A 24,244-nucleotide genomic window follows, 5' to 3' on the forward strand; every position below is an offset into this window, starting at 1 on the left:
AGCAAGGAATAATATCGCTTTTGTTTCGCTCGTTCTTTCTATATCGGTGAATGTGGAACTGAGGGGAAATACGGTGATTAAGAAACATGTAATGGTTGGGGCACTTATGGCTCTTTCATCAACTGCTACAGGGGCAAGTGACGTAAGCCCTGAAGATATGGTTATCAAACTTTTTGATGCGATGCGCGCCGGTAATGGCGGTGCTATCCGCGAAATGGTGGTGGCAGACGCACGGCTTGACCGTTTGAAGCCAGATGGCACGTTACAGCAAGGCACTTTTGAACGCTGGATCAGTTGGGTTGATGCGCAGGAAGATGGCGATGCTGATGAACAGGTGTTTGGTGTGAAAACACTTTCTGCATCACCAGAACTGGCGACTGTTTGGGCGCCGTTTGAGCTTACTTATAAAGGTAAGTTTGTTGGATGCGGTATTAACCAGTTCACACTGGCGAAATCGAAGGATGGTTGGAAATTCTTGTACGGCATCGATATGCACCATGATGGTGATTGCGCCGAGTTTAAGAAAGAAATTATGAAGTAGCCCGAGGAAAACGGGCGAGGGTAGAAAAGGGAAGCAAGCGGTGGGCTTGCTTCCCTTTTTTAATTACATTGCGTCTAGCGCTTGAGATAGATCTGCGATCAGATCATCAGCGTTTTCAACACCAACTGAAATGCGGAGCATGGACTCTGTGATGCCGAGGCGTTCTTTTACGTCATCAGGTACATCAGAGTGTGTCATGGCGAATGGGTGTTCCATAAGGCTTTCTGTACCGCCTAGACTTACCGCAAGTTTGATAACCTGGAGTGCATCAAGCACACGGAATGCTGCTGCTTCATCACCGTTTACATCAAAGGCAAATGTTGCACCTGCGTGGCCACCACATTGCTCTTTGAAAATACGGTAACATGGGTGGTTTTCTTCAAGGAAACCAAGGTAATGAACTTTACCTACCTTAGGATGATCTCGAAGGAATTCAGCAATCTTTTTCGCATTTTCAGAGGCAGCTGACATACGTAGTTTAAGCGTTTCAAGAGAGCGCATAATCAGCCAGCCAGTATGTGGATCACACATTGTGCCGAGGATTGTACGGAAGCCTGCGACAGGGCCCATACGTTCAGCGCTACCCACAGCCGCACCAGCTACAACATCAGAGTGGCCAGCCACATATTTTGTAAGTGAGTAGATAACAATATCCGCACCATGCTCAAGCGGGTGCTGCCATACTGGGCCAAGGAAGGTGTTATCTGTCATAATAACAGGGCGTGTGCCTGTTTCTTCACCAAGTTTATCGGCAGCGTCACGGCAGGCATTCAGATCAACAAGGCCATTCGTTGGGTTGGCTGGGGTTTCCGTATAAATTACTGCAACACGACCAAGCTTTTTCGCTTCTTCGATAGCTGGTTCAAGTGTTGGCTCTGTGCCGCCAGATTCAAATTCAACAGCTTTGATGCCGTATTCCGGTAGAATATTACGGATAAGATATTCTGTACCGCCATAGATTGGCGCAGAATATACGATCACATCACCAGGGCGAAGGTGCGCCCAAAGACAAGTAGAAATCGCCGCCATGCCGCTTGAGAAAGTAAGGCCTTTGTCAGCGTTTTCCCACAGTGCCAAACGGTCCTCGAGAACTTCCAGATTTGGGTTGTTGATACGGGAATAAATCAGGCCTGGCTCTTCACCTTGTTCTGCTTCACGTTTGCCGTATGCAAGTTCAAAGAACTCTTTACCATCTTGTGCTTTATCAAACACGAACGTGGATGTCATAAATACCGGTGGCTTAAGAGAGCCTTCCGAGAGTTTTGGGTCATAGCCATAACCCATCATTTGTGTTTCGGGGCTCAGGCGGTGGTTACCGATTGATTTTTTACGGTAATCTTTTGTCATTGGGATATCCCTCTGTTGGATTTTATTATTGTTCTTCGGTTGTTTCTTTAGGTGCAAACTTTGCTTTTAGAATATCAAGGTTTTGGCTGAATACGTAGGTGGAAAGTGCATATGTCGCGATCGCGGGAATTGCTTCTGCAACACTGTCGTATATCAAATGAAAACCAATGGCGCCGATAGATGTGATCATAATGCCCAAGGCACCATATGAAGCAATCCAGTGTCTGCGGTACAACACCAAGGTAACCGCACTGAAGGTTTCAATAGCGCCGACTATTGCCATAAGTTCACGGTTCAGGCCAAAACGCTCGAAATAGCCAAGGAAGTTCTGTGTCATTTCCACATGCCAGCCAACGAATTTGATACTACCAACAAATCCGAAAAAGATAATAAGAATGATGGCAGCAACCCAGCCTAATACTGAAAAGAAAGTGGACCTGTTCATAAGCGTTATTTCCCTGACGTTTAGAAATCTTTGTCGGTGAAAAAAGTTTCCTTTGCAACTGAAATCTGCACTTGTGGGCTAATTAATGGAATCCCTTAATTTGTGCGGGTTTTCAGCACTTAATGGAAAGTGTTATAGGGCTTTGGGCGAATTTGTTTGCGCAATCAGCCACTAATGTTTAGCCATTGAATATTCAATAATTCAGAGAGTTTTACGCGTGCTTCAGAATAGAAATGTTTTTTTACTTTTGTTTGCCCAAGCTTGTTTTCTAGCCGTGTCCATGACAGCGGTAACCTTCTCTGGTCTTGCCGGGAAATTATTGGCTGCTGACCCAAAGTTTGCCACGCTCCCAACATCGCTGGTAATTGCAGCTACAGCACTTTCAACCGGGCCTATGTCAATGCTCATGCAGCGGTATTCTAGGCGGTTTGGTTTTCGGCTTGGTGCTGGGTTTGGTTTACTCGCGGGCCTTGTTGCTTCAGCGTCTCTGTATTTTGGTGATTTTTATATGCTCTGTGCAGCGATGGCACTGTTGGGACCATTTCAGTCAAGTGCGCAGTATTACCGTTTTGCTGCTGCTGAGAGTGTTCCTGCGACCCATGCACCACGTGCGCTTTCTCTGGTGCTTGTTGGCGGACTTATTGCTGCGGTACTTGCTCCGTCAGCAACACTTTATCTAAATGATAGTTTTGCACCGTACAGTTTTATGGGCGCGTTTGTTTTTGTTGTGATGATGACAACACTGGTTTTTGTGCCTATTGCTTTTCTCAAGCCTCTGGATAAACCGTTAACTGTTCAGGACGCTGAAGATAAAGGGGAAGCTCGGCCGCTATCAAAAATTGTCAGAACACCCAAATTTATTGTGGCCGTTATAAACGGCGCACTAGGCTTCGCGATGATGAGTTTTGTGATGACAGCAACCCCACTTGCTATTGAGGCTTGTGGGTTTGGCACAAATGTGAGCGCCAGAGTTATTCAAGGGCATGTTATTGCCATGTTTCTGCCAAGTCTCTTTACGGGGCACTTAATCAGTCGCTTCGGACTGGTTCCAATTTTGTTATTGGGGCATGTGATGTTTGCGATCGCGTTTATAACGGCGCTTTCTGGTATTCAAATTTGGCAGTTCTCTGTTGCACTTATCGCACTTGGGCTTGGATGGAACTTCTGTTTTATCGGCGGTAGTAGTTTACTCACTCAAGTGCATTCAGATGCCGAGAAAGGAAGAGTGCAAGGGCTTAATGAATTTCTCGTGTTCGGCATGTCTGCGGTTGCATCCTTCGCTGCGGGCATTATCTTGGATACATATGATTGGAGCCTCGTTAATCAGGCCGCGTTTGTGATGCTGGTAATAGCCGCACTGGTAACGCTCTGGTGGGCTTTGTGGTCAGAGCCTCGTAAGGCAGCGTCATTAGTTAATTAAAGTGGAAATTCATCATGCTTATTGTTCTTTCACCTGCAAAGAAACTTGATTTTGAAAGCGAAAACCTCCGTACGGATGCAGATACACCTGCAATGCTTACGCAGGCCAAGAAGCTGGTGAAGGTAGCTAAAACGCTGAAGGCTGAAGACCTCAAGGCGATGATGGGAATTTCGGATAATCTCGCGGAGCTGAATGTGCAGCGGTTTAAGGCTTTTAAAACGCCCTTTACACCAACTAATGCTCGCCCAGCCATCGATGCATTTCAGGGTGATGTTTATGTTGGCCTTGATGCTGCAACATTGAACGACGAAGACCGTGAGTACGCAAATAGCCGTATTCGTATTCTGTCTGGCCTTTACGGGCTATTGAAGCCGCTTGATTTGATGCAGGCCTACAGGCTTGAGATGGGCACCAAGTTTGCCAGTGAGCGCGGCGCTAATCTATATGCTTTCTGGGGCGATTTGATTTCAAAGGCACTGAATAAGGATATGGCAGGCTTAGAGCACCAAGTGCTGATCAATCTGGCATCTAATGAATATTTTAAGGCTGTAGATCAAAAGGCTCTAAAGGCCGAGATCATTACGCCCGTGTTTCAGGATGTAAAAGATGGTAAAGCACGTGTGGTATCTTTCCTTGCCAAAAAGGCCCGGGGTATGATGGCTCGCTATGTAATTGATAACCGCATTGATAACCCTGAAGCACTAAAAGCTTTCAATGAAGGCGGGTATACATTCCAGCCTGATTTGTCTGACGGTAAAAAATGGGTATTCCAGCGCCTACAGCCATAGAGCTTTAAAAAAACACGAGCTCCTCGGTAACGAGGGGCGCGCATTGAAATCATATTGAATTATTTACTTCGTGTCAGTTCTAGATACTAAGAGATCCTGTGATCGCATGTACTTTATGTGTGATGCTGCTTTAACTATTTTTAATACAATTAAAGCGGGTTTAGTGCTGGTGTAAACCAAATTTATATAATAACATTACATTAGTCGTAAACTTTCACTTGATTGGCTGGGGAGGGTCGTGATGAAGCGTATCCTGATGATAACGGGAACAATTCTAGTTGTGTTAAGTGGTGTCGTATATGCAATGCAGCGAGATAATCCTGCACCGTACAGTGAAGAGGAATATATTCAGTTTCTCGCCATTGAAGAATTGTATGCTGGTAGAGGCAATGTGGGAGAGACCACAGGAATGCCGATTGTGTGGTTTAAGGTGCGCAATAATGGGGTATCTACCATTGAGCATATTCAGGTAACCGTTGAGTTTCTTGATAAAAATAACAATGTGGTGTTTGAAAAGAAGCTACATCCTGTACACCAGGGAAGGGAGTCTGGTGAACCTGTACAGCCTCTTGAGCCAAATGAAGTTTGGCAAATGTCTGCTATACGGTACTATATTGTTAGACAAGTGCCACATACATGGCAATTGGGCAATGTAAGAGCAAAGATTACCGAGATTGAATTCAAAACATAAAAAAAAGCCCGGTTCACGGGCTTTTTCATTCATTAACTCTAAGCGCTTTTGCGTCTACGGCGGGCTATAACCATTCCCATCACCGGTAGCAGTAATAGTGCTGCACTTGGCTCAGGAATTGTGGCCGGATTGATCGTTAGAAATGTAGAGGCAAAGCCCGTATTTCTGTGGCCGTTAATGTTCGGGGAGAAGCTAAGGCTACATGTGGGGTTTGTACCATATGTAATACCGTCAATCCGAATACCAGCATCACACTGTGAAAAACCGATGTTTGTATCTGGAAGAACAAAGCTTGCTGCTGTACTTGGAATATCAACAATCAAGCCTAGCTGATAAGTGCCAGGTGCTGTGAAAAGTGACCCAATACCCGTATTTACAGCCACATTCAGAACATTTGCTGCATTAGAACCAGATCCTGAAGCAATGATTTGCGTAACGTTATTGATGGTAAGATTCCACGTAATTGTAAAATCTGTCAGGTCGTCAAGTGTACAAAGACCATATATTCTATTAGAAGCAGGTGTTGAGCCGCCACGTACTGACTGCCGAACATCAGACCCACATGCGCTAAGATTAAATGTCTCGCCTAAAGCTACAGGACCGTATGTTCCTGGATCGGAAAATACGTCGATACCAATGTTGAAGGTAGCATTTGCACCATTCAAACCTAAAAGTGCAACTGATACTGCTGCCGCAAGTCGCTTAACAAACTTATACATACTATATTCCTAAAAAAGGAACGACCCCTACAACGCGCATAATTCAATACGATTCTGTTCATATGTAACTAAAAGTAGTGATTATAGCAATAATGACTTTATCAAAGCTTTGTGAGTTTTTGAGAGGTTGTTAGAAAGCGGCATGATATAATGCAAGCAAAAAGCCCCATAAACAGATGGGGCTTTGAAATATTTCTAAGGCTTGAAGGGGTTACTTGCTGCTCTTTCTTCTACGCCGCGCTGCAATGGCTGCGAAAGCTGGCAATAGGAGTAAGGCTGCGCTTGGTTCAGGAATTGTAGCTGGGTTTATCGTCAGCTCAGAAAAGGCAACACCAGTATTACGCAAGCCGTTGATATTTGGAGAGCCACTGGAATACCCACTGTAGTTTCCGTATGTAACGCCATTGATGATAATCCCAGAATCGCTACCTGCACGGTACCAATAGTTATTTGGCAGCAAAATCCAGTCATAACTATCGGGGATGTCAATAATCAGGCCTAAAGTATATGTGCCGGCAACCGTGATGGCTGTGCCTGCCCCTGTAGCAATAGTATGATTCAAACCATTAACAGCATTTGAACCAGAATAGGTGGTGGTCGAAACCACAGTATTATTCAATGACAACTGCCAGGTAAGTGAGAATTCACCAAGATAAGAAAGTGTACAAAGGCCGTAACTGCCGCCATAGGTCACATCATTTACTGATGAACCACATGCTGAAACATTAACATCATCACCTAATGTAACTGGGTTATATGTACCCGGGTCGGATTCAACATCAATATACCCATATGTTGCTTGAGCTGCTGTACTGCACATAGCAATGCCGCAGATAACCCCTATCTTCTTCAGCAAGTTATTCATGTTTAATGTGCCTTTTTATCACACAAATTTTACGTTCTTTGGATTACACCAAGAACAATGTACGCGTAGATTGTTAACAATAATGTAAATATACTAAATTTGCGAGAAAAAAGCGTTTTTAATGCTTCACTGTTCCTCCGTGATAAACATAAGTTGTTTAGACATACGGTGCTTTTGATATATAGTAACGGCTCTTAGGAAGACAATTCAGAGGGGAAATCTCCATGGACTTTAAAGTCAATGGTAAGACCGTGTCATATGATGGTGATGCGGAAATGCCGCTTCTTTGGTATTTACGAGACATTGCTGGCATGACTGGAACCAAGTTTGGGTGTGGTGAAGGGCTGTGTGGTGCTTGTACTGTGCATGTTGATGGAGCTGCTGTACGTTCCTGCCAAACGCTAATGGAAGATGTCGAAGGTTCAAACATTACGACGATTGAAGGGTTGGCTAACGGAGATAAGCTAACGGAACTTCAAAAAGCATGGGCGGAAAATGATGTGCCGCAATGTGGGTATTGTCAGGCTGGCCAGTTAATGCAGGCCGCGTCTCTTCTGAACGAAAACCCGAATCCAAGCGATGAAGAAATTGTTGATGCGATGGAAGGTAACATCTGTCGCTGTGGTACCTATGAGCGTATCAAAAAAGCAATTCGTCAAGTAGCGGAGGCATAAGCATGAGCAGGCATCTTGAAAATGTATCGCGCCGCGGCTTTTTGAAAACAGCTGGTGTTACTTCCGGTTTGATTCTCGCTGCACCGATGTTGTCTAACCATGTTATGGCAGCTGCCCGTAGTGAGGAAGAATTGGTTTCTTCCGGATATCTGGCAATCAAACCTGATGGTACGGCCCATGTTTTCGTACACCGCGTAGAAATGGGGCAAGGTAGCCGTACAGGTTTGCCACAAGTAGTAGCCGATGAGCTTGAGGCTGATTGGGGTCGTCTTCATATTGAAGCTGCTTTTGGTGATAAGGCTCGTTTTGGTGACCAGAACACTGATGGTTCTACATCAATCCGGAAGTTTTATGACGCCTTTCGTCAGGCAGGTGCCGCTGCACGAATGATGATTGAGCAGGCCGCCGCCAATGAATGGGGTGTTTCAGTTTCTGATGTGGAAGCTAAAAACCACAGAGTGATAAACAAGACCACAGGTAAATCTGAAGATTTTTCAAAGTTTGTTGTCGCTGCTTCAAAACTTGAAGTGCCAAAAGATGTAAAGCTAAAGAAAAAGGTAGATCGTACGTTCATTGGTAAACCTCAGCGTAACATTTACATGAAGCAGATTGTAACCGGGGATACCCAGTTCGGTCAGGATACCATTCGCCCAAATATGGTGTTTGCCGTTGCAGCGCGCCCGCCAGTTGTAGGGGGTAAGGTAACGTCATACGATAAAGCGGCGGCTATGGCTGTGGACGGTGTACTGGATGTGGTTGAGCTTCCGGCACTTGAAATGCCTGCACTCTTTAAACCGGTTGGCGGTGTTGCTGTTGTGGCTTCAAATACATGGGCTGCGATGAAGGGGCGCGAGGCACTGAATGCACAGTTTGAAGGCGGGGCAAACGCTTCTTATGATTCCGCTGAATATGAAAAACAACTTTGGAAATCCATTGATGGTGATAGCGTAACACATATGAAACGCGGTGATGTGGATGCAGCCCTTGAGGGAGCATCAAAAACATATAGCGCCGATTATTATGTACCGCACCAACACCATATCCCTATGGAGCCGCCAGCTGCGACTGCTGAATGGAATGGTGATGATCTGAAGATGTGGGTTTGCTGTCAGGATCCAACATCTGTACAGGAAACAGTTGCTGCATTCGTTGGCAAAAAACCTGAAGAAATTTATGTGGAAGCAACACTGCTTGGTGGTGCGTTTGGCCGTAAATCTAAGCCTGATTTCGCCGTTGAAGCAGCGCTTGTTGCTAAAGCTGTTGGACGCCCGGTTAAAATGGTGTGGAGCCGTGAAGATGATGTTCGCCACGGCTATTATCACACCGTTGCAGCACAGCGTGTGAATGTTGGTGTGAAAGACGGCAAGGTAACCGCTTGGAAGCATAAAGCCGCGTATCCATCTATTGGTGCCACCTTTAACCCTGCAGCTGACCAGCCAGGTGCTTTCGAACTTGGCCTTGGTCTTCTTGATATGCCATTTGATACAGCGAATATGCAGGTGGATACTGGTAAAGCACCAGCTCATGTGCGTATTGGCTGGATGCGATCAGTAGCTAATATTCAGCAGGCATTCGCCGTAGGTTCAATGGTAGATGAAATTGCACAAGGCGAAGGCAAAAACACTGCTGATATGTGGATGGAATTGATTGGTTCTGACCGCAAGATCAACCCAAGTGTTGATCTGGTGAAACAACCTGGCGCCCCACGTGATCCTCAATACAGCAACTATGGTGAAAGCCTGGAGCGCCATCCTGTTGATACAGCCCGCTTGAAAGCTGTGCTTGATAAAGTGGTGCAGATGTCTGGTTACGGCAAAGATATGCCAGAAGGTAAAGGTATTGGCATTAGTGTGCACCGTAGTTTCGTTTCTTATGTTGCTTGTGCTGCTGAAGTTGAGGTGACTGACGGTGAGCTAAAGGTAACAAATGCCTGGATGGCGGTTGATTGTGGTGTTGCAGTGAATCCGGACCGTGTGAAAGCGCAGATGGAAGGGGCTGTCCTCTTCGGTATGTCTATTGCGATGCACGGTGAGATTACAGCGAAAGATGGCGCTATCGTTGAAGGAAACTTTGATGGTTACCCTGTGTGCCGCATGAGTGAATGCCCGCCAGTAGAAACAGCGATTATCGAAAGCGATGCAGTTCCGGGTGGTGTAGGTGAGCCAGGGGTGCCGCCAGTGGCACCAGCCATTACTAATGCGATCTTTGCGGCCACTGGTAAGCGTATTCGCAGGCTGCCAATCAAGGATCAGTTAAGCGCTTAAGCTGGCTGGCTTCTGGAAATAGAAAAACGCCGCCTTGGAAAGGGCGGCGTTTTTGTTTGGAAAAAGATATGTAAATTAGCTTAGCTGGTGGCTGCTTTTCTTCTGCGAATATATGCCATTCCACCCAAACCACTTAGTAGTAAAAAAGCAGATGTAGGTTCTGGTACGGGGGCTGCTGCACGGAGTGCGCTAAAGTTGTTCACATTGCGGGTATTACCCTCAGCGATAGCAATTTACAGTAGTCCAGGACCGCCTTGATCGAAGTGCTCGAGTGTAAAATGATTAAGACCCGCAGAAAGTTCAACAGTATGGAACGTGATGCCAAAATTGGTTTGCGTTAGTGTGCGTTGCCCATTGTTAATGTTAAAGCGGGTGGAATCATCTGAACGGAAAAGCAAAGAATAGGTTCCTGCGTCCGCCACATTAAAATACCCACTGGTGCGTGAAACAAAAGCATTTGATGTATTGCTAGGCAAAACCACAGGTGGGCCCAAAAAAGGGGCATGATGCCCCTTGATGTATTCTTTATTTACCGTCTTCGTCGGATGTTTCATCATCATCAAGTTCATCAAATAGATCATCGTCCTCTGATGGAGGGTTGCCATCATGGATTTCAAACAGGCGATTCTGACGATATGCCGAACGCATTAGTTCATACCCATTTTCATCTTCATAAATGGAATTAATTACGTTATGAGCACGTGCGCGCTGATCAAGCGCATCTACGCCAGTACGTGTCAGGTTCAGGCCTTTCACATTAAGTTTTGCGATACCGATTGTAACGGGATCTGCAAAAACATAGGTGCCGAAACCGATTGCATCTCTACCATTTGATGGACCTACAAATGGGATGATGAAATATGGGCCATCACCAACACCCCAAGCTGCTAGCGTTTGGCCAAGGTCTTCTGAGTGGTATGGAATGCCCATACTTTCAGAAATTTTGAAAATACCGCCGAGACCAATTGTTGTGTTTACAACTAAACGGCTCAGTGTTGTGCCTGCACGCTTAAACTTAAACTGAAGAATGTCATTCACCAAAACCCAAGGTTCGCGAAGGTTGCGCATAATATTGCTTATACCTTGACGTGGTGGCTCTGGGATAACTGTCTGGTAAACGGAGGCAACAGGGCGATAGATGTTTTGATCAACAGCCTTATTGAAACCATAAGCCGCACGGTTATAGCCTTCCCATGGGTCATTCGGATCAGTCGTTCCTTGGGTGGAAGCACAAGCGCTGGTGAGAGCGATTAATGCAGCGGCAGCCAACTTTTTAGGGGAAAAAATAGTGGGCATAGTTTCCTCATACATTCTTCATATATTTATCGATACTTAAAACAGGTGCAGTAGCCGTACAATATGGCTAAGGTGTGACGCACTTTAAAGTCTCTTTATCATCCTTTGACGAAAAGCTTCATTCACAAAAAGATGAAGTGTGGTTAATGGATAGTTAATAAAATAAAGCTTTACTTATATAAAGAAACCTTTATATTGATTCTTGTTGGAAAATGAGGGTCATGTATGGAACTGCTTTTATCAGCTCTGCGAGCCGCGGCCGAGGCTACTCGCCTTAGGATATTGGCGTTGCTTGCTAAAGGTGAACTTACTGTTGGTGAGCTTGTTAATATTCTTGATCAAAGCCAGCCTCGAGTATCTCGTCATTTAAAGCTTATGTGTGAAGCAGGTGTGCTTGATCGTTTTCAGGAAGGCACCACAGTTTTTTACCGTTTGGCAGACCAGGGTAAAAATGGTGCTTTGAATAAGGCCATTATTGATTTGGTGCCTTCGGAAGATCCCGAGTTTTCAAAAGATTTACTGGCACTTGCTGATATCCGTGAAGAGCGTTTTGAAAAGGCACAGTCTTATTTCAGGGAAAATGCAGCAAGTTGGGGCGAAATTCGTTCTCTTCATGTTGCAGAGGGGCAGGTTGAAGAAGCGCTGATAGAACTTCAGGGGAAAAAACAGGTTTCCCGTCTGCTTGATGTTGGAACAGGTACAGGGCGGATGCTTGAATTATTCGCGCCTTACGCATCTCAAGGGCTAGGGCTGGATGTTTCCCGAGAAATGTTGGCGGTGGCACGTGGTAACCTTGCTAATAAAGGGCTTGAGAACAGCCAGGTTCGCCAAGGTGATATGTATGAACTGGGTGTTGGGGATGCTAGTCAGGATCTCGTGGTTTTTCATCAGGTGCTTCATTTCGCTGATGAGCCATCAAAAGCCATTAAGGAAGCTGCAAGAGCGTTGGCGCACAATGGTGAGCTGTTGATTGCAGATTTTGCACCACATCAGGAAGAATTTTTGCGTGAGGATCATGCGCACCGCAGGCTTGGTTTTGCGGAAGAGGAAATGATCCAAATGGGGGAACAGGCTGGGCTGGCCTGTAAAGCAGTGAAGCATCTGGATGGTGGTAAACTGCGCGTTACACTTTGGCAATTTGGGCAAGCATCATCAGGTGAGGAGTAGGCCAGTGGCCCCTATTAATGACCCATACGGACGTGCGAGTTCGCTTTTCGCTGAACCCGTGAAAGACGTGAATGTTTCTTTTGAATTTTTTCCACCTAAAACGGAGAAAATGGAAGAAACATTATGGGCTTCTGTGAAAAAACTTGAGGAACTTAACCCAAGCTTTGTTTCCGTTACATATGGTGCAGGCGGTTCTACTCGTGAGCGTACCCACAAAACAGTGAAACGTATTCTTGATGAAACATCTCTAAAGCCGGCAGCCCATCTCACTTGTGTTGGTGCGTCCAAAAGTGAAGTGGATGAAGTTATTCAGGACTATTGGGATGCTGGTGTTCGTCATATTGTGGCGCTGCGTGGTGACCCGGAAGAAGGTGCTGATAAATATGTGCCGCATCCAGATGGATACCAAAACGCAGCGGACCTTATTTCAGGCATCAAGAAAATTGGTGATTTTGATATCTCCGTTGGAGCTTACCCTGAAATCCACCCGGATAGTCCCAACTTGGCGGCTGATCTTGATAATTTGAAACGTAAAATTGATGCTGGTGCTACGCGTGCGATCACCCAGTTTTTCTTCGAAGCTGATAGCTATTTCCGTTTTGTGGATCACTGCCAATCTTTCGGGATAGATGTGCCGATCGTGCCTGGCATTCTACCAGTAACAAATTTCAAAACACTGAAGAACTTTGCTGGTGCATGCGGGGCAAACGTTCCAGCATGGCTTGGTGATATTTTTGAAGGGCTTGATGATCGCCCGCAAACCAGAAACCTAGTAGCTGCGAGTGTAGCCAGTGAGATGTGCCGCCGCCTATATGCTGGCGGTGTGAGAGATTTCCATTTCTACACACTTAATCGCGCAGAACTAACATACGCTATATGCCATATGCTGGGGCTTAGGCCTCCAGTTGGGTCAGGAACTGAATAATGAGTAAAGTAACAGAAACACTTACGAAGCTTGCTAAAGAACGTATTCTTATAATGGATGGTGCCATGGGCACAATGATCCAGAAGGAAGGGCTTGAGGAAGCAGATTATCGTGGTGAACGCTTTAAAGATTATCATCTTGATCTGAAAGGTAATAACGACCTGCTCGTTATCACAAAGCCTGATGTGATTGCGAAAATTCACGGTGAGTTCTTAGCTGCCGGCGCTGATATTATTGAAACCGATACCTTTAACGCCACAAGCGTTTCTATGGCAGACTATGATATGCAGTCGCTTGCCAAAGAAATTAACGTTGAGGGCGCGAAGCTTGCACGCCGTGTAGCGGATGAGTGGACTGCTAAAACCCCAGAAAAACCTCGTTTTGTAGCAGGCTCTATCGGGCCAATGAATCAGTCGCTTTCCGTATCACCAGATGTGAATAACCCAGGGTACCGTTCTGTTACCTTTGATGAGGTGGCTGCTGCTTATAAAGAGCAGATTGAAGGTTTGATTGAAGGCGGTGTGGATATCATTCTTATTGAAACAGTGTTTGATACCTTGAATTCAAAAGCTGCTATTTTCGCGACAGAAGAAGTGTTCGAAGAACAAGGCGTTCGCCTGCCGATGATGCTTTCCTGCACAATCACGGACATGTCTGGCAGGAACCTTTCAGGGCAGACTATAGAAGCTTACTGGAACAGTGTTCGTCATGCAAAACCGTGGTCTATTGGCCTTAACTGTGCCTTTGGCGCAGAGCAACTAAGGCCACATGCGGTAACTATTTCAGATATCGCCGATACACTAGTGTGCGTGTATCCGAATGCAGGTCTGCCAAACGAGATGGGTGAGTATGATGAAACGCCTGAGATTACGGGCGGTTTGCTTGGTGGATGGGCTGAAGAAGGTTTGTTGAACATCACTGGCGGGTGTTGCGGCACTACACCGGATCATATTGCAGCTATCGCGAAGGCGGTGGAAGGTAAAGCCCCGCGCAAGGTACCGGTATTTGAACCTGTTATGAAACTTTCAGGTATTGATCCTGTTAAAATTAACTGCATGGAACCAGCTGAGTAACCGTTATGACCAAGCCAATTGCACAGTTTATCAATGTTGGTGAACGCACAAACGTTGCGGGTTCCGCCAAGTTCAAAAAACTGATTTTTGAAGAGAATTACGAAGAAGCAGTAACGGTTGCCCGCCATCAGGTAGAAGGTGGTGCGCAGATTATCGATATCAACATGGATGATGCCATGCTTGATGCCGAGGATGCGATAGAAAAATTCTTAAAATTGATCGCTGCGGAACCGGATATTTCCAGAGTTCCGGTTATGATTGATAGCTCCAAATGGTCTGTGATCGAAGCAGGCCTAAAGTGTGTTCAGGGTAAAGCGGTAGTGAATTCTATCAGCTTGAAGGAGGGCAGGGAGCCTTTCGTTGAACAGGCGAAACGAATTATGCGCTATGGTGCCGCTGTTGTTGTGATGGCGTTTGATGAGCAGGGGCAGGCCGATACCATTGAGCGCAAATTTGAGATTTGTAAGCGCTCTTATGAAGTGTTGGTGAATGAAGTTGGTTTCCCGCCCGAGGATATCATCTTCGATCCTAATATCTTCGCGGTGGCGACGGGTATTGAAGAGCACAATAATTATGGTGTGGATTTCATTGAAGCGACACGCCTGATTAAAACCCATCTGCCATACGCCAAAGTTTCCGGCGGTGTATCTAATATCTCTTTCTCTTTCCGTGGTAATAACCCGGTGCGTGAGGCAATGCACAGTGTGTTCCTGTATCACGCCATTAAGGCTGGTATGGATATGGGGATTGTGAATGCGGGCCAGCTTACGGTCTATTCAGATATCCCCGATGAGCTTCGTGAACGGGTGGAAGATGTAATCCTGAACCGCCGTGATGATGCGACTGAGCGTCTTCTTGATGTGGCAGATGAATACCGTGGTCTTATCAAAGAACGTAAGGAAGATCTTTCCTGGCGGGAAGAGCCTGTTGCCAAGCGGATAGAACATGCGCTCGTTAAAGGTATCAATGATTTTATTGAAGAAGATGCCGAGGAAGCACGTCAGCAGTTTGCGCGCCCTATTCAGGTAATTGAAGGTCCACTGATGGACGGCATGAACGTGGTGGGTGACCTGTTTGGCTCTGGTGAGATGTTCCTGCCGCAGGTGGTGAAGTCCGCACGCGTTATGAAACAGGCGGTGAATTATCTTCAGCCTTTCATTGAAGATGAAAAAGAAGAAGGTTTTAAGGCTAAAGGCAAGGTCATCATGGCAACCGTAAAGGGTGATGTTCATGATATCGGTAAAAACATCGTTGGTGTTGTGCTGCAGTGTAACAACTTCGAAGTGATTGATATGGGTGTGATGGTGCCGTGGGCTGATATCCTCAAGGCTGCGAATGATCATGATGCTGATATGATTGGTCTTTCTGGCCTTATTACGCCATCTCTTGACGAAATGGTAACTGTCGCGACCGAGATGGAGCGTAAAGGCATGGATATGCCGCTTCTTATTGGTGGAGCCACTACAAGTAAGGTGCATACGGCGGTTAAGATTGCCCCGACTTACACAGGGCCAATTACCCACGTACTTGATGCATCTCGCGCGGTAGGCGTTGCCAGTACGCTGGTATCTGAAGACCTGAAGGCTGGTTTTGTAACCAATACCAAAGCTGAATATGCTGATATCCTTGAAAAACGCCTTGCGAAACCAAAGGCAGACAGGCTTGTCAGCATTGAAGCTGCTCGCGAGAATAAAGCGACACCGGATTTTGACGCTTTCACACCAGTGAAACCAAGTTTCCTTGGTACAAAAGTGTTTGAAGATTATCCACTTGAAGATCTAGTTGAGCGTATTGACTGGACACCTTTCTTCCGCACATGGGAGCTTGCGGGTTCATTCCCGGCAATCCTCGAAGATGAAGTGGTAGGTGAAAGCGCCAAAAGCCTTTATGCAGACGCACAAGCGATGCTGAAGCAGATTGTGGATGAAAAATGGCTTACGGCAAAAGGTGTGATTGGTTTCTGGCCCGCGAACAGTGAAGGCGATGATATTAAGCTCTACACGGGTGATAACCGAGGTGAGGAACTATCAACTATCCACTGCCTAAGGCAGCAGGTATCAAAACGGGCTGGGCGCACAAATGATTGCCTAGCTGATTTTATTGCGCCAGCTGGATCAAAGCCTGATTATATGGGCGGTTTTGCGGTGACTACTGGTCACGGTATTGATGAGCATGTAGAGCGGTATAAAGCTGCGCATGATGATTATAATGAAATCATGCTCAAGGCACTTGCTGATCGCCTTGCAGAAGCGTTTGCTGAACGTATGCACGAGCGCGTTCGGAAAGAGTTCTGGGCGTATGCACCAGATGAAAATCTGACAAACAAAGAGCTTATTCAGGAACGATATCAAGGCATACGTCCAGCACCCGGTTATCCCGCATGCCCTGATCATTCGGAAAAACCTGAGCTTTTCCGTCTGTTAAACGCACAGGAGGAAACAGGTATTGAGCTTACTGATAGCTTTGCCATGATGCCAACAGCTTCAGTGTCTGGTTATTATTTCGCCCACCCTGAAGTACATTATTTTGGCGTTGGCAAAATTGGCAAGGATCAGGTTGAAGATTATGTGGGGCGTCGTGACAGTGATATTGAAACGATCGAACGTTGGATTAGGCCTAATCTTGGTTACTAAATTCAAAAAAGCCGCTTCATATTGGAGCGGCTTTTTGTTTAAGGCTTTAACTCTGGAAAATCTTTGAACAGGCGTTCATTAATCATGTGCCGGTTTTTCCATAGGTGCTGGTACCACTCTACGCGTTTATGAGCGTGCTGCATAAGCATGCGACTGCTGGTCACATAGTGTTTCGCGTTGCGGCCTAGCATTTCGCGGAAATTTTTGTCCTTTACCAAGCGGCGAAAGCCGTTTTCCCACTCTTTTGGCGTTCTGGCTATAAGGCCGGTTTGCTCATGGCGAATGGTATCTGCGTAAACGGTTGGGCTTGCAATCATAGCTGCCCCTCCTGACGAAGCTTCAAGGAATTTTATGTCGCTTTTGTACTGATTGAACACAGTATCATCGAGTGGAGTTAATACGATGTCGCAGCTGTTGATAATGCGGAGATATTCATCATATTGGACAAGTGGACTGAATTTCTTCTTTGGGCTTTCGATAGCATCGAAAAACTCTTTATCAAACAGAATAATCGGTTCAATTTCAGGATGTTCAGCTATAATCTTATTATATACTTTGATAAGAGGTTTCCATGCGTTCTTCCGGTTTAGAGCGCCAAAGAAAACCCGGATACTATCCTGCGATTTAGGTACAGGAGCAGGCATACGCATTAGCTGGTTTTCAAAAAGTGCTACCTCGCTATTGTGGGCGAGAAATGCGTCAGCCAGTGGTTTTGTGCTGCACTGAACACCATGACACATCTGGAAACGTACCCAATCAAGCGATGCAGCACGCTTTGCTGCGTTAAAAGGGTTTTCGGGATAGTCATCATATTCTACCACAAATAACCAATCTTTCTCTATGCAGCTTTTTACAGCCTTAGGCCAATCGGTTTTGCTAAGGAACGAGCGCTGCAGTACTAGTACCTTTGGTTCTTCGCGGGGAACATTGCTGATGAATTTCAGAGCGTTTTCATTCAACTGTACATTTGCGCCTAATTGCCTAAGTGCCTCAACTGGCTGACCAACACGAACATCCATCGCCGTTACCGCATATGCACAGAAGGAGATATGGATGTTGTTATTATAATCGCTTGAGTACATGTATAAAATTCCCCCGGAAAACCAGCGGCACCTTACACGGAGAAAAACTAGCCGCCAAGGTACAATTCACAGCCTGGGAAACCTCTTCTATTTTTTACTGTGTCTTTCTGATTATCCAGTCGGTCACGGTATTAAATGTTTCGGTCATGTTATTGTGCCCTAGGTTTGAGAATAGAGCATATTCATAAGGCTTGCCTGTGTGGATCAATTTTTTCAGACGTGATACTGAGAGATCAATTGGGACGCTGCCGTCTTGTTCACCGAATACCCAAAGTCCAGGAATGTTAAGGTGTGCTAAATTGTCAGAGGGATTGCTATCTGTACCAAGGAAATCAGGCCAGATGTATTCGCTGGTTCTGGCATTTAATGCCTCTGCGTAACTAGGTACACGCTTACTATCTAAATCGCGTGTGTACTTGCTGTAGATATCTTCTTCGCTGACTTTGCAAACTGGCCCGCTCCACAGCACCATAAAATCCACATCGCCGGCTTTTTCAGCGGCAATAGGCACAATCCAGCCTGCTTGGCTTATCCCGGTTAGGCCCGTGGGGGCAGTGTTGGTTTTTGGGTGTGCTTGAACTGCCTTTAGTGCGGCGGCAGCATCATCTGCAAGCAAGGCAATGTTTGGCCCGCTTACGCTTTGGTTACTTTCATAGAAGCCGCCAGATTTACCTGCTCCGCGTTTATCATAAACGAGTGCGGCAATGCCGGTATCAGCAAAACGTTTGGCCCAGTGCAGGCTCCGAGTTTGTTTACCTGAGCCATGAACAAATACAACAGCAGCTTTTATGGGTTTATCGGTGGGCAACACCAGCGAACCAGAAAGCTGTATGTCATGGCTGGGGAATGTGATTTCTTCAATGAGATAATCATCAGCATAGATTGGCGCGCTAAAGAACAGCATTACAGCTGCAAGCAGAAGCTTTTTCATCATTATATCCTCGCTATATTTTATATTTTTATAAAACCAGCTTAAAGACTGAGTTGAAAAGCTCAACTATGAATTTGAATAGATGTCTAAGCACACTACAGCTAAGTGCAAATTATCGAGGATAGTTTCTTAGGAAAGTGGTGCCCGCACACGGACTTGAACCGCGGACCTGATGATTACAAATCAACTGCTCTACCAACTGAGCTATACGGGCATGCTTGAATAAGCATCTCTGTTTCAGGATGGTGCCCGCACACGGACTCGAACCGCGGGCCTGATGATTACAAATCAACTGCTCTACCAACTGAGCTATACGGGCATGTAACCATCCCAAACAGGGTGCTTCCTGCGGAAGCGAGCTAGGGTATAATCCGAACATTTCCTATGCGCAAGAGAAAACGTCAAAAAAATTACACTAATATTGTCTCATCAAACAAGGCGGGCGGATTTCCTTAAGTTTTGTGAGGTTTAGAGGCAAAAAATCTGTCTGAATGAAAGCATGAATAGCCAGAACACAAAGGTGAAAAATACCTTGTGTGGGTTTAAGGATTGAATCAACCGTCTCAGCTGTTGGATTTTAGGTATTTTATAGCACCGTGGGCTGCTTGCCTGCCTTGTGCCATGCAGGCCGTTAGAAGGTAACCACCAGTAGGCGCATCCCAATCCAGCATTTCTCCAGCACAGAAAGTGCCAGGTATAGCTTTCAACATTAGATCTTTATCCACACTGTTCCACATCACACCGCCAGCTGTACTGATAGCCTCTTCGATAGGTCGGGGGGCCTCAAGTTGAATGGGGAGGGCTTTAATAGCGGCAGCTAATAATGCTGGATCGTTTCGGGTGGTTTCATCCAGACATTCACGTATCAATGCAGCTTTAACACCGCTGAGGCCGGTTGTGCGTTTGAGGTGTGTGGAAAAGCTTTTTTTTCCCTTAGGCTTGCTGAGTGAAGCTCTTAAGCGTTCGAGACTGCGGTCTGGTGTTAGGTCTAATGTTAAAACCGCTGGCTGTGCACTAGAGGTAATAGCTCTGCGGATATGGGAAGAAAGAGCATAGATTGCGCTGCCTTCCAAACCGTATCCACTTATCACAAAATCGCCCTGAACCTGGTCGGGGCCAAAGCTTAAAATAGTATTCTTAATTGGTTCACCTGCATTACGTTCCTTGAAGTGATCAGACCAGTTCACCTCGAAGCCACAGTTAGATGGCTGAAATTCAGTGGTATTTGCGCCATGTTGTTGGAGTTGCGGAAACCAACTGCCATCAGCACCAAGTTTAGGCCAACTGCTACCGCCAAGCGCGAGAATAGTAGCTTTTGCCTTTACATATTGGGGGGCTTCACTGGTGTTAAAATGGAGTGCTCCGTCGTTCCAGCCCTGCCAATGACAGCGTGTGTGAAGTGTCGTACCAAGGTTTTCCAGTTTTTTTAGCCACGCGCGTAGAAGTGGGGAGGCCTTCATAACCTTTGGGAACACTCTACCAGAGGAGCCAACGAAGGTTTCTGTACCCAGTTCGTCAGCCCAAACTCTCATATCACTGGGGGTAAAAGCTTTAATTGCAAGTTTAATTTCTTCTGAGCCTTCTGAATAGCGTGTTAGAAATTTTTCTAGTGGCTCGCCGTGAGTGATATTAAGGCCAGACTTCCCAGCCATAAGGAATTTGCGGGCTGGCGTAGGCATGCGTTCAAAAATATGCGGTTTAAAGCCAACTTCAGCACAAACTTCTGCCGCCATAAGGCCTGCTGGGCCGCCGCCAATAATAGCAATTTCGACTTCACTTGGCAGCGACGGCATTTCTGTTTCCTGTCATTAGGGTGCGTTCAGGCGCACCCTAATGTTTTTGCTTTCAGGCAGCAAGTGTTTGCTTATTCGGTCCTGAGTGCATCAATCGGATCAAGTTGGGATGCTCGACGGGCAGGGTAGAAACCAAAAAAAACGCCCACAAAGGCGGCTGCCCCAACAGCTATCAAAATTGTGGTACTTTTGATGAGTACAGGCCATTCGCCAAGTGAACCAATAAGCTCTGTTAGACCAAAGCCAATGCCAATACCAATCACACTGCCTACAAGGCAGAGTACAACAGATTCCACTAGGAACTGATTTAGAATATCAATGCCCCTCGCACCTACAGCCATCCTGAGGCCAATTTCTTTGGTACGTTCCGTTACCGATACCAGCATGATGTTCATGATGCCGATGCCGCCAACTACGAGAGAAATCGCAGCGGTCGCAGCAAGTAAAACGCCCAGTGTTCGTTGGGTAGCTGAACGAGCTTCAATAAACTCAGATAGATTTCTTACCGAAAAATTATCTTCTGAACCCGGTGAGATTTTGCGTTTGTCTCGCATCACATATTTAATTTCTTCTTCAGCTTCAGAGATATCAAACCCCGGATCGACCGTAAGAGATATTGAGCCAACAGAATTAACGGAAGCGCTAGATCTACGACCGCTTACCCGCATTCGGTGAGTTGAAATAGGCACCATGACAATATCATCCTGGTCTTGACCCCAAGAAGATTGCCCTTTGCCTTTCAGGGTGCCAACCACAGTAAAAGGGATGTTTTTGATGCGGAAACGTTGGCCGATGGGATCATTACCACTGAAAAGTTCGTTAATGATGGTTTGGCCCACTAGAGCAACCTTGCCGCCCGTTTTTACCTCTCGTTCAGTAAAGTTTCGGCCTTCTTCGATTTCCCACTGGCGAACATCAATATAATCTGGGTGAATACCCGCAACTTCTGCCTGCCAGTTGGTGCCGGAAAATACCATAGCGCCACTTGAACGTAGATAGCCTGATACACCTTCAACAAAGTTTAGTTCCTTTAGTACTGAAACATCGGTTTCCGTCATCGGAGGGGCAGAACCGGCGCCGCCTCTTCGCCCACCAAAGAAACTGGAGCCCGGGCGTACCATCAGCATGTTAGTGCCAAGGCTGTTGATGCGTTCGTCAATTTGCTGTTGGGCACCATCTGAAATTGATACCATTACAATAACAGACGCGATGCCGATGATAATGCCGAGCATGGTTAATAAGCTGCGGAGTGCGTTCAGGCGCAGTGCAATAAACGCGATCTGGAAGCATTTGATAATACTCATTCTGCGGCTCCCATGCTCTGTAGGTTATTACTGTCCGATAGGAGTTTCCCATCACGAAAAACAAGCTGACGATCGCAGAATTCGCCTACTTCCTGATCGTGGGTAACAATAATCATGGTGATCCCGCTCTCATTCAGCTTCCTGAACAGTTGAAGAATTTCCTTGCCGGTTTTGTAATCAAGTGCACCAGTTGGTTCATCGGCAAGAATAATGCGTGGGCCATTCACGAGTGCGCGTGCAATGGCAACCCGTTGTTGTTGACCGCCCGAAAGCTGGTTTGGATGGTGGTCCATTCTGTCACCAAGGCCGACTAACTCTAGGCATTCTTTTGCTCGTTCATCGGCGTTAAAACCATGAAGGTTGCCGTACATAAGTGGCAGTTTCACATTTTCAACTGCTGATGTGCGAGGTAACAGATTGAAGTTTTGAAATACAAAACCGAGTGTGTGATTTCTGAGGCGGGCGAGATCATCACGATTCATTTTTGCAATATCATTCCCTTCAATATGAAGACCACCGGATGTTGGTGTATCAAGTACGCCAAGCATGTTCATAAGGGTTGATTTCCCGGAACCGGATGCTCCCATAATGGAAATAAGTTCACCTTCGCCAATGTCGAAGCTTACGCCGTCCAGCGCATGAACAACCTCTGATCCCATCCGGTATTCTTTTCTAAGATCATTGCAGGCAATGAGCGGTGCGCCAGTGCTTACCTGTATTGCTGAGGGACTCATTATTGGGTTGCCTTACGAACGCGGGTGATTACCTCGGCACCTTCTGGCAGATTATCACCGATCACTTCCGTATGGCTGCTATCAGCAATGCCAATACGAACAGGAACAGCTTTGATTGCACCGTTTTCTTCCTTTACCCAAACAGTAGCACGGCGAATTTCAGCTCTTTGGCGCTGAAGTTCTTCATATTTCTTATATTGTTCATCGGTAAGGTGGCGCTTAAGAACTGCTGAAGAACGTGCACGGAACAAATCACGCATTGCGCTTCTATCACCACCATTTTGCATTTGAGCTCTCAGGCTTTGCATTGCCTGTTGCATATCAGCCTGTATGGCAGACCGCTGTTCATCACTAGCTCCAATCGCTTCAAACATTTGTGCAAAACGTGCGCCGCCACGACCGCCGCGTTGTCCTTGTGGTCTTGCTGCTTCTTGCGCTGCTTGTTGGGCAGCCTTCATTTCATCAGAAGCACGTACCCGGAGCGCTGTATTTGGAATTCTGAGTACATCAGAACGCTGTCCGGTTTTAATTTCCATATTCGCTGTCATGCCCGGGAGCAGAAGTTGACGGTCATTCCGGGCATTGATGATAACAGTGTAGGTTACTACGTTATTTAGCTCCAGTGGTGATAGGCGAACCTGAGCCACGGTACCGGTGAATTCTGTACCTTCATGTGCATCTACTTGGAATGTAACCTCGTTGCCTTCGCGCACGCGGCCGATATCAGATTCGTCAACGCTGGCTTCAATCTGTATTTGTTTCAGGTCTTGCGCGATTTTGAATAGTACTGGGGCTGAAAAGCTTGCGGCAACAGTTTGTCCCTGATCCACATTTCGTTCAATGATAACCCCATCTATCGGAGAACGAATGTCAGTACGCTCAAGGTCAATTTGGGCATTTGCTAGAGATGCCTCACGCTGTTTAATGGATGCTTTGGCGCTGATCACCTGAGCTTCTGCAATCTGAACGCCTGCCTTAGCACTTTCCAGAGCTGCTCGGGTAGCATCAAGGGCGGCTTCCGATATGGCTCCATCTTTCTGAAGAGGAAGCTGTCGATCATAATCACGTTGTGCTTGCACAAGAGTGGCATTTGCGCGGAGAACAGTTGCTTCCTGAACAGCTAAATTCGCTCTTGCTGCTTCAAGGTCTGCTTGGGATTGGTGTACCCTCTGCTGAAAGGTTTGCGGATCAATTTTGGCGACTAGCTGGCCTTTTTTTACTTCATCGTTAAAGTCAGCATGGAGTTCTTCAATATTACCTGAAAGCTGAGAGCCAACTTCAACAGTGACCAGCGCTTCTACTCGACCTGTAGAAGCAATTGAACGAGTGATGTCACCTCTGTTGGTTGGCGATGTTTCGTAAGTGGTACCAGTTGCGACTGCTTCTGTGGATGATGATTGAAAGGCATATGCGCTGCCTGCAACAATACATACGCCTATCCATAAATATTTGTTTTTTATTAGTTTTTTCATTGGCCCCATTTCCTCAAAGCAAGTTTAGAAGCGCGCTTTTAGAAGCGCTGCCGTTATTCTCTATTAGTTTGTACGTAAGA

Annotated in this window: 21 protein-coding genes, 2 tRNA genes and 1 pseudogene; 9 read left to right on the top strand and 15 right to left on the bottom strand. The window is 46.2% G+C overall.

Annotated features, from left to right (window positions below; all coding sequences use genetic code 11):
- Positions 1-73: 73 nt before the first annotated feature.
- Positions 74-541, top strand: a complete 468-nt coding sequence (locus KFE96_RS08175; protein ID WP_255835498.1) for a hypothetical protein — start codon at positions 74-76, stop codon at positions 539-541.
- A 63-nt stretch (positions 542-604) separates the two neighbouring features.
- On the opposite strand, the gene KFE96_RS08180 is transcribed toward KFE96_RS08175, so the two are convergent.
- On the bottom strand, positions 605-1,888 hold the full coding sequence (locus KFE96_RS08180) for a cystathionine gamma-synthase family protein (protein ID WP_247020728.1): 1,284 nt from the start codon (positions 1,886-1,888) through the stop codon (positions 605-607).
- 25 nt (positions 1,889-1,913) lie between these two features.
- Complete coding sequence (locus KFE96_RS08185) at positions 1,914-2,333, bottom strand: DoxX family protein (RefSeq protein ID WP_255835499.1); 420 nt, start codon at positions 2,331-2,333, stop codon at positions 1,914-1,916.
- 274 nt (positions 2,334-2,607) lie between these two features.
- Between KFE96_RS08185 and KFE96_RS08190 the strand changes: the two genes are divergently transcribed.
- The 3 genes from KFE96_RS08190 to KFE96_RS08200 all read left to right on the top strand — a co-directional run bounded on the left by KFE96_RS08190 (position 2,608) and on the right by KFE96_RS08200 (position 5,232).
- Positions 2,608-3,753: an MFS transporter gene (locus KFE96_RS08190; RefSeq protein WP_370650572.1), complete on the top strand. Its 1,146-nt coding sequence runs from the start codon at positions 2,608-2,610 to the stop codon at positions 3,751-3,753.
- A gap of 14 nt (positions 3,754-3,767) precedes the next feature.
- The gene (gene yaaA, locus KFE96_RS08195; RefSeq protein WP_255835501.1) at positions 3,768-4,541 is read left to right on the top strand and encodes a peroxide stress protein YaaA; all 774 of its coding nucleotides are present in this window, start codon (positions 3,768-3,770) and stop codon (positions 4,539-4,541) included.
- Positions 4,542-4,782: 241 nt separating this feature from the next.
- Positions 4,783-5,232, top strand: a complete 450-nt coding sequence (locus KFE96_RS08200) for a hypothetical protein (protein WP_255835502.1) — start codon at positions 4,783-4,785, stop codon at positions 5,230-5,232.
- Between the two features lie 38 nt (positions 5,233-5,270).
- On the opposite strand, the gene KFE96_RS08205 is transcribed toward KFE96_RS08200, so the two are convergent.
- Together KFE96_RS08205 and KFE96_RS08210 are read right to left on the bottom strand one after the other, a co-directional pair.
- The gene (locus KFE96_RS08205) at positions 5,271-5,951 is read right to left on the bottom strand and encodes a PEP-CTERM sorting domain-containing protein (protein ID WP_255835503.1); all 681 of its coding nucleotides are present in this window, start codon (positions 5,949-5,951) and stop codon (positions 5,271-5,273) included.
- A 211-nt stretch (positions 5,952-6,162) separates the two neighbouring features.
- The gene (locus KFE96_RS08210; RefSeq protein ID WP_255835504.1) at positions 6,163-6,816 is read right to left on the bottom strand and encodes a hypothetical protein; all 654 of its coding nucleotides are present in this window, start codon (positions 6,814-6,816) and stop codon (positions 6,163-6,165) included.
- Between the two features lie 224 nt (positions 6,817-7,040).
- Here KFE96_RS08210 and KFE96_RS08215 point away from each other — a divergent pair, with 224 nt between their 5' ends.
- Positions 7,041-7,490, top strand: a complete 450-nt coding sequence (locus KFE96_RS08215) for a (2Fe-2S)-binding protein (protein WP_255835505.1) — start codon at positions 7,041-7,043, stop codon at positions 7,488-7,490.
- A gap of 2 nt (positions 7,491-7,492) precedes the next feature.
- On the top strand, positions 7,493-9,754 hold the full coding sequence (locus tag KFE96_RS08220) for a xanthine dehydrogenase family protein molybdopterin-binding subunit (protein WP_255835506.1): 2,262 nt from the start codon (positions 7,493-7,495) through the stop codon (positions 9,752-9,754).
- Positions 9,755-9,834: 80 nt separating this feature from the next.
- On the opposite strand, the gene KFE96_RS18255 is transcribed toward KFE96_RS08220, so the two are convergent.
- Genes KFE96_RS18255 through KFE96_RS08230 form a run of 3 tightly spaced genes read right to left on the bottom strand, consistent with a single transcriptional unit; the run spans position 9,835 to position 11,050 of the window.
- Positions 9,835-9,957 (bottom strand): PEP-CTERM sorting domain-containing protein, encoded by a 123-nt coding sequence (locus tag KFE96_RS18255; RefSeq protein WP_370650537.1) that lies wholly within the window; start codon positions 9,955-9,957, stop codon positions 9,835-9,837.
- A gap of 30 nt (positions 9,958-9,987) precedes the next feature.
- On the bottom strand, positions 9,988-10,314 hold the full coding sequence (locus KFE96_RS08225) for a hypothetical protein (RefSeq protein WP_255835507.1): 327 nt from the start codon (positions 10,312-10,314) through the stop codon (positions 9,988-9,990).
- Positions 10,280-11,050 carry a VacJ family lipoprotein gene (locus KFE96_RS08230; protein ID WP_255835508.1) on the bottom strand — a complete coding sequence of 257 codons (771 nt, stop codon included), beginning with the start codon at positions 11,048-11,050 and terminating at the stop codon, positions 10,280-10,282. The genes KFE96_RS08225 and KFE96_RS08230 overlap by 35 nt, the downstream gene beginning before the upstream one ends.
- A 225-nt stretch (positions 11,051-11,275) precedes the next feature.
- On the opposite strand from KFE96_RS08230, the gene KFE96_RS08235 reads away from it, so the two are divergent.
- From KFE96_RS08235 to metH, 3 genes and pseudogenes are all read left to right on the top strand, one after another.
- Positions 11,276-12,217: a metalloregulator ArsR/SmtB family transcription factor gene (locus KFE96_RS08235; protein WP_255835509.1), complete on the top strand. Its 942-nt coding sequence runs from the start codon at positions 11,276-11,278 to the stop codon at positions 12,215-12,217.
- A gap of 4 nt (positions 12,218-12,221) precedes the next feature.
- The gene (gene metF / locus KFE96_RS08240) at positions 12,222-13,142 is read left to right on the top strand and encodes a methylenetetrahydrofolate reductase (RefSeq protein ID WP_255835510.1); all 921 of its coding nucleotides are present in this window, start codon (positions 12,222-12,224) and stop codon (positions 13,140-13,142) included.
- Positions 13,142-16,848 (top strand): annotated as a pseudogene (gene metH / locus KFE96_RS08250) (methionine synthase). Before metF ends, metH begins: the two are co-directional and overlap by 1 nt.
- Positions 16,849-16,886: 38 nt before the next feature.
- Here metH and KFE96_RS08255 read toward each other — a convergent pair.
- The 8 genes from KFE96_RS08255 to KFE96_RS08290 all read right to left on the bottom strand — a co-directional run bounded on the left by KFE96_RS08255 (position 16,887) and on the right by KFE96_RS08290 (position 24,164).
- Complete coding sequence (locus tag KFE96_RS08255; protein ID WP_255835513.1) at positions 16,887-17,930, bottom strand: hypothetical protein; 1,044 nt, start codon at positions 17,928-17,930, stop codon at positions 16,887-16,889.
- 94 nt (positions 17,931-18,024) lie between these two features.
- Positions 18,025-18,864: a S9 family peptidase gene (locus tag KFE96_RS08260; protein WP_255835514.1), complete on the bottom strand. Its 840-nt coding sequence runs from the start codon at positions 18,862-18,864 to the stop codon at positions 18,025-18,027.
- A 135-nt stretch (positions 18,865-18,999) separates the two neighbouring features.
- Positions 19,000-19,075: transfer RNA gene (locus KFE96_RS08265), tRNA-Thr, on the bottom strand.
- A gap of 29 nt (positions 19,076-19,104) precedes the next feature.
- A tRNA-Thr gene (locus tag KFE96_RS08270) sits at positions 19,105-19,180 on the bottom strand.
- 244 nt (positions 19,181-19,424) lie between these two features.
- On the bottom strand, positions 19,425-20,654 hold the full coding sequence (locus KFE96_RS08275) for a TIGR03862 family flavoprotein (protein ID WP_255835515.1): 1,230 nt from the start codon (positions 20,652-20,654) through the stop codon (positions 19,425-19,427).
- Between the two features lie 71 nt (positions 20,655-20,725).
- Positions 20,726-21,958 carry an ABC transporter permease gene (locus tag KFE96_RS08280; RefSeq protein ID WP_247020692.1) on the bottom strand — a complete coding sequence of 411 codons (1,233 nt, stop codon included), beginning with the start codon at positions 21,956-21,958 and terminating at the stop codon, positions 20,726-20,728.
- Positions 21,955-22,692 (bottom strand): ABC transporter ATP-binding protein, encoded by a 738-nt coding sequence (locus KFE96_RS08285; RefSeq protein ID WP_255835516.1) that lies wholly within the window; start codon positions 22,690-22,692, stop codon positions 21,955-21,957. Before KFE96_RS08285 ends, KFE96_RS08280 begins: the two co-directional genes overlap by 4 nt.
- Positions 22,692-24,164, bottom strand: a complete 1,473-nt coding sequence (locus KFE96_RS08290; protein WP_255835517.1) for an efflux RND transporter periplasmic adaptor subunit — start codon at positions 24,162-24,164, stop codon at positions 22,692-22,694. Before KFE96_RS08290 ends, KFE96_RS08285 begins: the two co-directional genes overlap by 1 nt.
- Positions 24,165-24,244: the final 80 nt, after the last annotated feature.

It is taken from the genome of Kordiimonas sp. SCSIO 12603, assembly GCF_024398035.1.
Taxonomy (GTDB): domain Bacteria; phylum Pseudomonadota; class Alphaproteobacteria; order Sphingomonadales; family Kordiimonadaceae; genus Kordiimonas.